Raw genomic sequence first — 11,865 nt, forward strand, 5'->3', positions numbered from 1 at the left:
CTCTGATTACCAAACAGCCCCGAACGGGCTAATCCTCCTGCTCCGCCAGCCACTTCTGGGCCAGCAGCAGGGCGCTGATGCTGCGCGACTCGGTGAAGTCGGGGCGCGCCAGCAAGTCGTCGATGCGGTTGAGGGGCCAGGGGATCACCTCGAGGGGTTCGGGCTCGTCGCCGACCCGCTGCTCGGGGTAGAGATCCCGCGCCAGCAAGATGTCCATCCGGCTGGAGAAGTAGCCGGGCGCCAGAGACACCTGCTTGAGCAAGGTCAGGCTGGCGGCCCCGAAGCCCGCCTCCTCCATCAGCTCCCGGTTGCCCGCCTCGAGGGCGCTCTCGCCCGGGTCGATCAGTCCCTTGGGAAAGCCCAGCTCGTAGGAGTGGGTACCCGCCGCATACTCGCGCACCAACAGCAGGGTATGGGCATCGAACAGGGGCACCACCATGACGGCGCCCCGGTTGCCGCCACGCATCCGCTCGTAGACCCGCTCCTCGCCGTTGGAGAATTTCAGGTGCAGGGACTCCACCTTGAACAAGCGACTCTCGGCCACTATCTCGGCCTTGAGGATCTCTGGCTTGCTCTTGTCATGGGCCATGGTCTCGGCACTGAGGTGCACGGGGTTGCGCTTGCGGGGATCGCTCATCGGGGCTGACTGCTCGTTAAAAAATCGTGTTTCAAGAGTAAACGACTACCAGGGCGAACACCACGGGGCAAGGGCGGGAAAGATGCCCGAAAAATCCGTTATAATGCGCCCCGTTTTCCCCACTCCCCATAGACATCGAGAGACCCCATGCCGACTCCCCTGCCCTGGCACCAGATAGATACCGTTTTGCTCGACATGGACGGCACCCTGATCGATCTCCATTTTGACAACCACCTGTGGCAGACCCTGGTGCCGGCGCGCTACGCCGAGCGACTCGGCCTGCCGCTCGCCGAGGCGAAGGCGCAGATAGATGCCCATTATCACGCCGTCAGCGGCACCCTCCACTGGTACTGCGTCGATTACTGGAGCCAGACCCTGGGGCTCGACATCCGCGCCCTCAAGCAGGAGATCCTGGAGAAGATCCAGTGGCGCCCCCACGTCCTCCCCTTCCTGGCCGCGCTCAAGGCCGCCGGCAAGCAGCTGGTGCTCTTCACCAATGCCCACCCCGCCAGCCTCTCGGTGAAGGATGCGCGCCTCGGCCTCGCCGAGCACCTCGATCTCATGGTGAGCACCCACGAGCTGGGCTGGTCGAAGGAGAGCCAGCACTGCTGGCAGGCACTGGCCGAGCGGCTGGCGTTCGACCCGGCCCGCACCCTGTTCGTGGATGACAGCGAGCGGATCCTGCGCGCCGCCGCCGATTACGGCATCGGCTACCAGCTCGCCATCCAGAATCCGGACAGCCGACAGCCCGAGCAACGCATCACCGCCTTCCCGGCGATCCGCGACTACGCCGAGCTGTTGCCCCTCGGCACCTGACACCCTCAAGGCCCTCCTCGCGAGGGCCTTGTCATATCAGCTCAGCAGCCAGTCCGCTGATTAAAACCCTCAGGCCGCATCAAGGGGAGCCAGCACCCCCATGCCGGCCAGGTAGTCGAGGGCGCTCGGGGTGAAGCCAAGCTCTGCAAGGTGCGCCGCCGTGAAGGGGGCACAGTGCAAGGGCTGGCCGCGACTCACCCGTTCCATCCAGTCCGGATTGCCGATGGCCGCCGTGCCCACTGCCACCAGATCGGCGCCGCCCGCCAGGGCCAGCTCGGCCGAATCTGCGTCGCTAATCTTGCCCGCCACCATGAGCGGCACCCGCCCGGCCAACCCGACCCGCACCGCCTCCAGCAGGGCGCCGCCGTCGGGATCCCCCGCCACCGCCTTGAAGCTGTCCCCCATGGAGAAGTGCAGGTAGTCGATCCCCTCGTCCGCCAGCAGGTGCGCCACCGCCAGCTGATGGGGCAGCGCTATGCCCTGGATATGGGCATAGCTCTCGGGGGAGAGGCGCACCCCGACCAGAAAGTCCCGGGGCAGGCGGGCGCGGATGCCGCGCACTATCTCCACCAGGATCCGCGCCCGGTTGGCGATGCTGCCACCCCAGCGGTCGGTGCGCCGGTTGTGCAGGGGGTTGAGGAAATTGCAGAGCAGGAAGTTGTGGGCGGCGTGCAACTCGACCCCGTGCAGGCCGGCGCCATGGGCCCGCTCGGCGGCGCGCACGAAGGCGTCAATGAGCGTCAGAATCTCCTCCTCGCTCAGCCCCTTGACCCCGAGGGGGTAGCGCCCGCCCGGCGCCAGCTCGCACGGGCCCACCGGCGCCCCGTCGTTCAGTTCGGGCAGGGCCCGCATCCCGCCGTGATGCAGCTGCACCACCGCCAGCGCCCCGGCCTGCCGCGCACTGTCGGCCAGGGCCGTGAAGGCCTGCTGCTGGGTGTCGGTCATCAGGGCCGGCTGCCCCGCCCAGCAGCGTCCGCCGGGCTGCACCTGGGTTGCGGCGGCGATGAGCAGGCCGAAGCCGCCCCGGGCGCAGCGCGCCAGCCAGTCGAGCTCGGCCTGAGCGGGATCGCCGCCTGCGCCGCTCATGTTGTGGGTCAAAGGGGCCAGCACGGCCCGGTTCTTGAGCCGCAATCCGGCCCGCTCGAAGTGGAAGCTGTCGCCAAGTGCCTTGTTCATCGCCCTCTCCCGGGATCGCAATGGAATGCCGCCACTATAAACCCGGGCACTGAGGATATAATCAGGCACACAAGCAAGGCATTCATTCCCTGCAAGACACAATAGGCCACCCATCATGCGTCACCACAAGTTCGACACCCTCTACCTGATGCGCCTGCTGGTCGCCATCGTCCGCTGCGGATCCTTCGCCGCCGCCGCCGCACACCTCGGCATCACCCCGAGCAAGGCGTCAAAGGATCTACGCCACCTGGAGCAGAGCCTCGGCAACACGCTCCTGAGCCGTACCACCCGCCGGGTGCAGCTGACCGATGCGGGGGAGCTCGCCTACCGCCAGGCCGACCAGATGATCGCCCTGCACGAGCAGCTGCTGGACGGCCTGCAACGCCGCCGCTCGGCCCTGTGCGGGGAGCTGCGCATCACGGCGCCGGATCTGTGGGGCGAGGTGGTGCTGACCCCGGTACTGCTGCGCTTTCGCGCCGACCACCCCGAGGTGCGGATCATCGCCGACTTCAGCAATACCCCGGCCGACCTGCTGCGCGACAACCTGCACGTGGCGTTTCGCAGCACCGAGCTCGGCACCCAGCCCTATCTGGCGCGCCCCATCGCGGTGGACGATCTGGTGCTCTGCGCCAGCGCCGACTACCTGGACCGCCACCCGCCCTTGAGCGAGCCGCAGGATCTGCACCAGCACAGCCTCATCACCCGCTGCCAGGAGTACAGCCGCCACGAGCGCTGGACCCTGCTTGCCCAGGGGCGCGAGATCCCGCTGGAAGTGGCGGGCGAGCTGGCCTTCAGCAGCAAGAGGGCGATTCACCAGGCGATGCGCCAGGGGCTGGGGATCGCCCGCCTGCCGCGCTACCTGGTGGCGGCCGAGCTGGCCGAGGGGGTGGTGCACGAGGTGCTGCCCGACTACCGTCCCAAGGGGGCCCATTTCTATGCCCTCTACACCCAGCGCCGGGCCGAGTCGGCCCTGGTCGGCCACTTCCTCGACTACGTCATCGAGGCGCTCACCCCCTCATGAGCGGATCACCAGGTGGTACTGCTTCTTGCCCCGGCGCAGCAGCAGATAGCGGCCGAACAGCCAGTCGCCGTCGGTCACTGGCTCATCCTGGCGGATCGCGCCGTTGAGGCTGACGGCCCCCGCCGCCAGCAGCTCCCGGGCGATGCGCCTGGAGTTCGCCAGGCCGCACTCCACCAGCAGGGTCACCAGATCCGTTTCCCCCTCGATGGGGCTGCTCGGCAGGCCATCCTGGGCCAGCTGGGCCAGATCGCTCTCGCCAAGACGAGCCACGTCACCGCTGAACAAGAGCTCACTAATGCGCCGCGCCGCCGCCAGCGCCCCCTTGCCGTGCACCAGCTCGGTCAGCTCGTCCGCCAGCACCTGCTGGGCCAGCTTGCGCCCTTGCCGCTTGGCGTCCTCCGCCTCCAGCGCCTCAATCTCGGCCAGCGGCATAAAGCTGTAGTAGCGCAGGAAGCGGTAGACATCCTCGTCCGCGGTGCCGAGCCAGAACTGGTAGAAGGCGTAGGGTGAGGTGAGCGCCGGATCCAGCCAGATTGCGCCCCCTTCCGTCTTGCCAAACTTGGTGCCGTCCGCCTTGGTGATGAGCGGCAGCGTCATGCCATAGACCTGGGCATGATGCAGCCGCCGGGTGAGATCCATGCCGCTGGTGATGTTGCCCCACTGGTCGTTGCCGCCGATCTGCAGGGTGCAGCCGAGACGCTGGTTGAGCACGGCGAAGTCCTGGGATTGCAGCAGGGCGTAGGAGAACTCGGTGAAGGAGATGCCCTGATCCGGGCGGGCCAGGCGCTGGCGCACCGATTCGCGGGCCAGCATGGCGTTGACCGAGAAGTGCTTGCCGATATCCCGCAGGAAGTCGAGGGCCGACATCTGCCCCATCCAGTCGGCGTTGTTGACCAGCAGCGGCGCCGCCAGCCCGTCGCTCGCCGGCAGCAGGGCGCTTATCTGGGCCGACAGGCTGGCCACCCAGCCCTGCACCGTCTCGGCGCTGTTGAGGCTGCGCTCGCTTGCCTTGAAGCTGGGATCGCCGATAAGGCCGGTGGCACCGCCCACCAGGGCCACCGGGGTGTGGCCCGCCAGCTGGAAGCGGCGCAGCATCAAGAGCGGCACCAGATGGCCGATGTGCAGGCTGCCGGCGGTGGGATCGAAGCCGCAGTAGACGGTGCGCGGGGTGGCGAGGTGATCGCGCAGCGCCACCGGGTCGGAATTCTGGGCCACCAGGCCGCGTCGGGTCAGCTCATCGAGCAGGTGGGGGTTGATCATGGGTGCTCCAACAGCAGGGGAAAAGCCCACATCCTCGCTGCTCCGGTTCGCGCCGAATATGTCCCCCAGGGGACAGTTTTGCCATTCCCGTGCTAGCATCCTGCCATAGTGGGTAGCCAGCCCAGCCACCCGGAACTTATCGCCATGACCCAACGCCCATGATCCAGCCCCTCGCCACGGATGCCCTGACCCACAGCATGACCGAGGTGGTCGATGCCCTGCACGGCAGCGGCTTCCCGGCGGCCCTGGTGCGCCTGATCCAGCAGCAGGTGGCGTTCGACTGTGCCCTGCTGCTCGGGGTGGGGCTGCGCCCCGTCTACCTCTACGACAACCTGCATCATCAGCGGGCCCTGTTGTTCGACCGCTACCTCACCCGCCACTTCAGTCAGGATCCCTTCATGCAGGCGCTGGAGCAGGGGCTGGGTGCCGGGGTCTGGACCCTGGCGCAGGTGTCGCGGGGGCGGCTCGACCCCGAGTATCGCCACCACTTCTATCAGGCCACCGGCTGGCAGGAGGAGGTGGGGCTGATCCTGCCGGTGCGCGGCGGCCTCACCCTGATGCTGTTTCTGGGTCGCCTCGACAAGCGCAGCTCCCTCAGCCGTGACGAGCTGGCCCGGCTGGAGGCCCTGTTTCCGCTGGTGCATTCGCTGTGCCGCCAGCACTGGCGGGAGGGGGCCGCGCTGCTGGCCCAGAGTCCGGCACTGCCGGGTGGCGCCGATCTCAAGGCGACCGTGGAGCAGGCCATCGCCAGCGTGGGGGGCGCAAGCCTCACCCGCCGCGAGCGTCAGGTGGCGGGATTGCTGCTGCAGGGGCTCGACACCGAGGCCATTGCCGGTGCGCTTGGCATCGGCAGCGGCACGGTGAAAAATCATCGCAAGCACCTCTACGCCAAGCTGCACCTGCGCTCCCGGGCCGAGCTGTTCAACTTCTTTCTCAATCACCTCATCACGGCGCCAGCCGCCGCGGCCCCATAACGACACCACCCCGCCGGGGCGGGGTGGTGTCGATGCATGCCAGATCAGACAGCAAGGCCGTCAGATGCGGCCCTGGTAGCGCAGCGGGAAGCGTCCCTGACCGTCGGGCTGGCCGAGGAAGGGCAGCCCCTGCTTCATCTGCTCCGGCAGCTCGGGCCCGGGTTTCAGGGTCCCCTGGAACAGGTACTGGCGATTGGCCTGCAGCTCCAGCTTGCCCAGCACCTGCACCGCCTCCGAGCCCTGCTTGATCTCGGCCACTAGCCGGGAGTCGAGGCAGGTCAGCTTGATTTCAGGATCCCCCAGCGCCAGCTTGCCCGCCGGGGTATGCGCCTCGGCGTCATACCAGTGAAGATCGCCATAGAGGTTGTCACACCAGGGATTGCCCTGGGCAAACTGGTCAATCTTGAGCTGCAGCTGGCCCGCAGCCATCAGGGGGAAGGGAGGTCTCATCGGCACCCGCTCCAGCACCCAGGGGGCCGGCGCATTCAGGGTGATGTCGCGACCGAAGGCCGCGCCGTTCCAGCCGACTACCCCCTGGCCATTGAGGCCGCCGCGCTCGCCAAAGCGCAGGGAGACTTCAGGGGCAAGGCGCAGCAGGGACCAACCATTGAGCTCCCAGCGCAGCTGGGTCAGCGACTCGCTGGCGTATTGCAGGCGGGCCACCTGGCCGCTCCAGAGGGTACCGCTCACTCCCTCCATCCTCACCAGGTTGGGGGGCAGCGGCAGGTGGCGCACCACCAGGCTGGCCGGCAGCTGGGCCAGCAGGAAAACCAGATAGGCCGCCAGAAACAGCACGGCAATCAGCACTCTTTGCTTCATAGAAAACGACTCGACTGCAAACGCCCGATCAGGTGCGAGGCGAAGGCCGGATGACCGGCGGCCAAGGCCCTGATCGGGGCGGGTTGTTTCATTGGGGGCGACTCAGCTGCAAACGTCTGACCTTGACCAGGCCGGGCGCCAGCCCCTCGCGGGCCACCTCGATGATCTGCACCTGCACCCCGTACTGATCGGAGAGGGTCGCAAGCCAGATCAAGAGGTCATCGAACGGCACAGTGTCTATCCAGACCTGCAGCTCCTGGCCCTGGGGCTGCAGCCGGGCAATCTTGATCTTCTGGTTGAAGGCGGTGCGGTTCACCACCCCGTCCAGGGTGCCGCTGGTATCGATCTGGCGACCCTGACCACCCTGCATCGCCAGCACCTCCTGCCCCTTCTCCTTGAGCCAGGCCAGGGTCTGCTGCTGATTGACCACCTGGCGCTCGCGCTCGGCGATGCGATTGCTGATGGGTTGCCAGATGGCCCAGTAACATATCCCGATCAACAGGACGCTGCCCCCGACCGCGACCAGACGCTGCTCACGAGCACTGATGCTCCGCCACCAGCCTTGCAGTTTGTCCATCATGACGACCTCCCCTTGAGCACCAGCGCCCCTTCGACCTTGCCCTCGGTGCTGCGCACCTCACCCTGCTGCACCTCGAAGCGCTTGCCCGCCAGCTCGCGGAAACGCTCTATCTCGGTGAACCCTGGGGCGGTCACCTGCAACCTGAGCTCGCCCCGGGCCGCGTCGAACCGCATCACCTCGGGCTTGAGGCCGGGCACTTCGGCAAACACGGGGGCCAGCTCGGTCAGCAACAGCAGGACGCCGTCCTGCGGGGCCTGCCCCAGGTTCTTGAGGTGCTGGGTCATCTGGCTGCGCACGTTGACGATGCGCGTCTCCCCCGGGAAGATCCGGGTGTAGACCTGCCGGATCTCCGCCTTGAGGGCCTTGTCCTGTTCCGCCAGCTGGTGCAGATGCACGCCGCGCTGGACCAGGGTCACCAGCAGCAGAATGCCCGCCAGCACGGCCACCTTGCGCCACTGCAACCAGTAGCGGGCGTATTCCGTCTGGGGACGATAGGGCCCCTGCAGCAGGTTGGCCTGGCTGGTGAGCGCGCCCTTGGCGAGCAGCAGCATGGGGAGCTCGGGATCCGCCCCCCGCCAGTTGCCCGCCGCCATGGCGGGGATGGGGGTATGGCTGTTGAGGATGACGGGCTCGGGCTGGGCCGCCAGCAGCATGGCCAGCAGGGACTCCTCCGCCACTATGCCCTGATGGGGCCCCTGGCGGACCAGCCACTCCTCCCCCAGTTGCAGGGCGGACCATCCCTCGGCGGCCAGCGGCAGCGCCAGCACGTCCGGGAGCAGTTGCAGGGTCTTGAGCCCCGCCTGCTGCAACCAGCCGAGCCAGGTCTGCATCTTCTCCTTGTCCACCGCCATCAGATCCACGTCGCGCCCCTGATGAGCGAGCACCACCAGGTGCAGCTCGTCCACGTCGGAGGCGATCTGCTCCTCCAGCAGATAGGGCAGCGCGGCCGCACTCTGGCGGCTGTATTTGCCCGGCAGGCTCACCCGCCGGAAGATCAGATCGCTGCCCGGCACCAGGGTCACCACGGGGCGACCGCCTGCACGTGCCTGCAGCTCGCCGAGGGCATCGGCCGAGGCCAGGATGCCGGAGGCGATGATCTCCTGCTCCTGCGCCGACCACACCAGCCAGTGCACCGGCTGCTGCGCATGGGTCCCCAGACGGATGACCAGACTCTCGCTCACAAATAATTCTCCTGCCATGCCCGCCAGCATATCGTCGATGGGCGGGGTCGCAGCCCTCGGCTGCAATCCGGATGAGGGGCGGTGCGGGCTGAACCCGGCCCCCGCCTTCTCCCTGTCATTCGGCACCGCCATTGAGGCGGCGCAACATCACCAGCTTGTTGTCCTTGCCACGCTGGAAGAAGGTCTCCAGTCTGGCCCGGGTATCCCCTACCTCCGCCAGCAGATGGGCCTCGAAGAAGCTGCTCTTGATATCCAGCGCGCCGTCGAGCCCGTTGACGGCTCCAGGCTGGACCGGCATCTGCTCCGTCATCTCCTGTTTGTTCTTCCACCCCTTGTTGGGGCGGCTGGTCAGCACCTGCCTGGCGTCGTCCAGCCCTATCTTGCCCAGGTAGAGGCCGACCAGCAGGGCCGCCTGCTCCGGCTTGATGGTGTTGATGTTCACCACCAGCTTGTCGTTGGGCAGGGCGCACACATAGGGGGCGAGCCGGGCGTAGAGCTCGCCGCTCATCCCGCGCACCGCCCTGAGCTCGTCCGTGCCCAGCAGCCACTGGTTGCCCACCAGGTAGGGAGGAGTGAGGCCCTCGTAGTAGGCATCCTCCGCGCCGTTGCTGGAGACCAGCTGGGTATCCTTGTCGGTCCAGTCACGGATGGCGTCGGTGAGCTGCACCGCCTCGTAGTCGTCCACCTCGAGCTCGGCGAGCAGGGCCCGGAACACCTTGAACTGGTAGGGCTGGGCCTCGAGATCGTCGCCGCTCTCCCCCTCCTTGAGCGCCACACTCAGGCTGTTGAGGTTGAAACAGGACTGCAGATCCCGCACCCGGCCGGACAGGGTGCCATCCTCCACCGGGAAGACGCCATCCTCCCGCGCCCAGTTCTGCCCCAGGCTCACCCGGTCGGGGTCATCCTTGAAGTCCTGGTTCAGCACCTTGATCACCAGGGCCTCCGCCGACATGGCGTACCACCAGGCCTGTTTACCCAGGGTGAGGTTGGCGGTGCGCCGCAATTCCAGTTGCAACCTGCCGCTCATGTTGCTGGCGATGATCACCATGACCGACAGGATGAGCAGCACCACCAGCAGGGCCATGCCGCCCTGACGGCCCGATCCGGTGAGAGGCCGGCTCCGGCTGCGCTTAATTGCCATTTGCCGCCCTCTGGCCACCGGCTCCAATCAGAAACTGGCGACGTATGGTCCCGTAATCCTCCAGATCCAGCTCCACCGCCAGCCCGCTCGGCAACAGGTCGCGCTGGGTCCACGCCTCCTTCCACTGCTTGTCGTAGAAATAGAGTCGCAGGGCGGTCACTCCGGTCAGCACCGGCTGAATGCGCGGCTCGGTGCCGATCGCGGGATCCGGGTAGAGATAGCTCAACCGCTCCAGTGTCTGCCCCTTGAGGCGCCACCCCACCCGCTGCAAGCCGGAGCGCGGCAGCATGCCGTCCGGGTTGAGCCAGCCGCCACGCATGAAGGCCATGCCCCAGTCGTCGCTCTGCTGGCCAAAGCGGGACGCCGCCAGCAGCACCTTGTTGTTTTCGCCGTCGATGCGGCCGCTGCGCGGCACCATCTGGGTGACATCCCGCTCCAGCAGGCTGAAGGCGAGCTGCAGTTCGGAGAGGCGTATCTCCTTCTTCTTGGCCACCTCGTCGCTGTTGAGCACCCCCTGAAGCACCTGATAGGCCCCCAGGCTGAGCGTGGCGAAGATGGCGATGGCCACCAGCATCTCCAGCAGGGTAAACCCCGCCTGATGCTGGTTGCGGTGCCTGGGCAAAAGCGGATTCAGCGTCCTCGGCTGATGCCGGCTCCGGATCATGGAGACTCGTGGATGCAGGTTCATCGGCTGAGATAGGTCCGGATCATGGCCACCGGGCTCTCGGCCTTGGGGGCGGTGCGCACCTCCATGTCCAGCGCCCTGAAGTTGCTGTCGGCGGTGGCGACGCCGCGATAGCGCCAGTACCAGGTCTGCCCGGCCATCTCTTCATCCCCTTCCACCCAGCTGTCTCCCGGCCACTTGGCCTCGAGCTTCTGCTGCACCAGCTGGTTTTCCACCACCCAGGTCGCCAGCGTCTTCTGCTCCAGATAGTTGAGGCCGGAGAGGTGCTCGCTGGCGGTCTTCATCACCGCCAGGCCCGCGATGGCGAACACCGCCAGGGCCACCATGACCTCCAGCAGCGTCATGCCCCGCGCCTTGGCAGGCCCGCCGGCCAAGCGGGTGACACTTCCCTGCCCGGCCCCTGATCCCCTGGTGCCCGTCACTCTTCTTCCTCTTCGTCTTCTTGCAGGGATAGGCGACCGAATTCATCCCCCCTGACGGTACGCAGATACTGCTGATCCTCGTCCTGCTGGCGCAGGGTCAACACGAAGGGGGACTGCTCGCCCCCCGGGAAGATGAGGATCTGGGGCGTGCGCTCCTCCTCGTCCCGGGTCTGCTCACGCCGCTCGTCCGACTCCATATTCCAGCCAAAGCCCTCCAGCTCCACGGCCAGGGTCATGGCCTCCGGCAGGGTCACCGGCCCCAGCAGCTTGTCGCCGGTCAGGGCCTGCCATTTTCTGTCTTTGGCCGAGCGGGACATAAACTGCCAGCCGTTGTCCTCGATCCTGAGCCCCAGCAGCCGGCCATCCATCACCGAATACTCCTGGGCCTGTTGCAGGGTCGCCATGAAGCGGCGCGCCTGCTTGTCGAGTTCCCTGTCTCCCCTGGCCCCCCCCATGCTGAGGGTGACGGCGGTGGCCACCAGCCCCATCAGCATGGCGACCAGCAACACCTCCAGCAGGGTAAAGCCCGACTGGCGACAACGGCTCACAGTTCGAGCCCCATCGGCACGGCGGGGATCAACAGCGCCGCCCTCATGCAGGCAGCATCCTCGGGGCGAGACGGCCAGAGATCACTTATTGAAAGTCCTTCAGGTTCCAGTTGCCGATGTCGTCATCGGTCCCGGCTTCGCCGTCCATCCCCGAGCTGAAGATGTCGATCTTGCCAAACTGGCCCGGGCTCAGCAGCTGATAGGGGTTGCCCCAGGGATCCTGCGGCAGACGCTTGATGTAGCCCCCTTCACGGTAGCTGCGCGGCTCCGGGGATGCGGTCGGCTTGTTGACCAGGGCGTCCAGACCCTGCTCCGTGGTCGGATAGCGGTTGTTGTCCAGCTTGTACATGTCCAGGGCATTTTCCAGCGCCACTATGTCGGAGACGGCCTTCTGCTGATCCGCCTTCTCCTTGTTGCCCATCAGGTTGGGCACCACCAGACTGGCCAGGATCCCGAGGATCACGATGACCACCATGACTTCCAGCAGGGTGAAACCGGCTTGACGACGCTTCTGCATTACTATGACTCCCTAACGAAATGAGATGGCGCAGGCCATCAGAAAGTGATCTGTGGGCCGACGGGCCGCCGGGCGGCACCATCGAACA

Annotated in this window: 14 protein-coding genes; 3 read left to right on the forward strand and 11 right to left on the reverse strand. The window is 66.8% G+C overall.

Going from position 1 to position 11,865, the window contains the following annotated elements:
• Positions 1-28 precede the first annotated feature (28 nt).
• A complete protein-coding gene (gene nudE, locus BN1136_RS00175) occupies positions 29-637 on the reverse strand; it encodes an ADP compounds hydrolase NudE (protein ID WP_043763069.1) in 609 nt (202 codons plus the stop codon).
• A gap of 147 nt (positions 638-784) precedes the next feature.
• On the opposite strand from nudE, the gene yrfG reads away from it, so the two are divergent.
• The gene (gene yrfG / locus BN1136_RS00180) at positions 785-1,453 is read left to right on the forward strand and encodes a GMP/IMP nucleotidase (protein ID WP_043763067.1); all 669 of its coding nucleotides are present in this window, start codon (positions 785-787) and stop codon (positions 1,451-1,453) included.
• Between the two features lie 69 nt (positions 1,454-1,522).
• Here the strand turns inward: yrfG and BN1136_RS00185 are convergent, their stop codons facing one another.
• Positions 1,523-2,629 (reverse strand): NADH:flavin oxidoreductase, encoded by a 1,107-nt coding sequence (locus BN1136_RS00185; RefSeq protein ID WP_043763062.1) that lies wholly within the window; start codon positions 2,627-2,629, stop codon positions 1,523-1,525.
• Between the two features lie 115 nt (positions 2,630-2,744).
• On the opposite strand from BN1136_RS00185, the gene BN1136_RS00190 reads away from it, so the two are divergent.
• Complete coding sequence (locus tag BN1136_RS00190; protein ID WP_043763060.1) at positions 2,745-3,650, forward strand: LysR family transcriptional regulator; 906 nt, start codon at positions 2,745-2,747, stop codon at positions 3,648-3,650.
• Here the strand turns inward: BN1136_RS00190 and tyrS are convergent.
• Positions 3,645-4,910, reverse strand: a complete 1,266-nt coding sequence (gene tyrS, locus BN1136_RS00195; protein ID WP_043763057.1) for a tyrosine--tRNA ligase — start codon at positions 4,908-4,910, stop codon at positions 3,645-3,647. The genes BN1136_RS00190 and tyrS overlap by 6 nt on opposite strands.
• Before the next feature lie 158 nt (positions 4,911-5,068).
• On the opposite strand from tyrS, the gene BN1136_RS00200 reads away from it, so the two are divergent.
• Positions 5,069-5,884 carry a helix-turn-helix transcriptional regulator gene (locus BN1136_RS00200; RefSeq protein ID WP_043763054.1) on the forward strand — a complete coding sequence of 272 codons (816 nt, stop codon included), beginning with the start codon at positions 5,069-5,071 and terminating at the stop codon, positions 5,882-5,884.
• A 60-nt stretch (positions 5,885-5,944) separates the two neighbouring features.
• Here BN1136_RS00200 and exeN read toward each other — a convergent pair whose 3' ends face one another.
• The 8 genes from exeN to exeG all read right to left on the reverse strand — a co-directional run bounded on the left by exeN (position 5,945) and on the right by exeG (position 11,777).
• Positions 5,945-6,703: a GspN family type II secretion system protein ExeN gene (gene exeN / locus BN1136_RS00205; RefSeq protein ID WP_043763053.1), complete on the reverse strand. Its 759-nt coding sequence runs from the start codon at positions 6,701-6,703 to the stop codon at positions 5,945-5,947.
• Positions 6,704-6,791: 88 nt separating this feature from the next.
• On the reverse strand, positions 6,792-7,283 hold the full coding sequence (exeM, locus tag BN1136_RS00210; protein WP_043763051.1) for a GspM family type II secretion system protein ExeM: 492 nt from the start codon (positions 7,281-7,283) through the stop codon (positions 6,792-6,794).
• On the reverse strand, positions 7,280-8,464 hold the full coding sequence (gene exeL / locus BN1136_RS00215; protein WP_081843855.1) for a GspL family type II secretion system protein ExeL: 1,185 nt from the start codon (positions 8,462-8,464) through the stop codon (positions 7,280-7,282). The genes exeM and exeL overlap by 4 nt, the downstream gene beginning before the upstream one ends.
• A gap of 115 nt (positions 8,465-8,579) precedes the next feature.
• Positions 8,580-9,605, reverse strand: a complete 1,026-nt coding sequence (gene exeK / locus BN1136_RS00220) for a GspK family T2SS minor pseudopilin variant ExeK (RefSeq protein WP_043763049.1) — start codon at positions 9,603-9,605, stop codon at positions 8,580-8,582.
• The gene (gene exeJ / locus BN1136_RS00225; RefSeq protein ID WP_081843864.1) at positions 9,595-10,269 is read right to left on the reverse strand and encodes a GspJ family T2SS minor pseudopilin variant ExeJ; all 675 of its coding nucleotides are present in this window, start codon (positions 10,267-10,269) and stop codon (positions 9,595-9,597) included. The genes exeK and exeJ overlap by 11 nt, the downstream gene beginning before the upstream one ends.
• Positions 10,270-10,289: 20 nt before the next feature.
• Positions 10,290-10,664 carry a GspI family T2SS minor pseudopilin variant ExeI gene (exeI, locus tag BN1136_RS00230; protein ID WP_268749072.1) on the reverse strand — a complete coding sequence of 125 codons (375 nt, stop codon included), beginning with the start codon at positions 10,662-10,664 and terminating at the stop codon, positions 10,290-10,292.
• Positions 10,665-10,708: 44 nt separating this feature from the next.
• Positions 10,709-11,260 carry a GspH family T2SS minor pseudopilin variant ExeH gene (gene exeH / locus BN1136_RS00235; protein ID WP_043763045.1) on the reverse strand — a complete coding sequence of 184 codons (552 nt, stop codon included), beginning with the start codon at positions 11,258-11,260 and terminating at the stop codon, positions 10,709-10,711.
• Positions 11,261-11,345: 85 nt separating this feature from the next.
• Positions 11,346-11,777 (reverse strand): GspG family T2SS major pseudopilin variant ExeG, encoded by a 432-nt coding sequence (gene exeG / locus BN1136_RS00240; RefSeq protein WP_043763043.1) that lies wholly within the window; start codon positions 11,775-11,777, stop codon positions 11,346-11,348.
• Positions 11,778-11,865 lie beyond the last annotated feature (88 nt).

This window comes from Aeromonas taiwanensis, from assembly GCF_000820165.1.
Classification (GTDB): domain Bacteria; phylum Pseudomonadota; class Gammaproteobacteria; order Enterobacterales; family Aeromonadaceae; genus Aeromonas; species Aeromonas taiwanensis.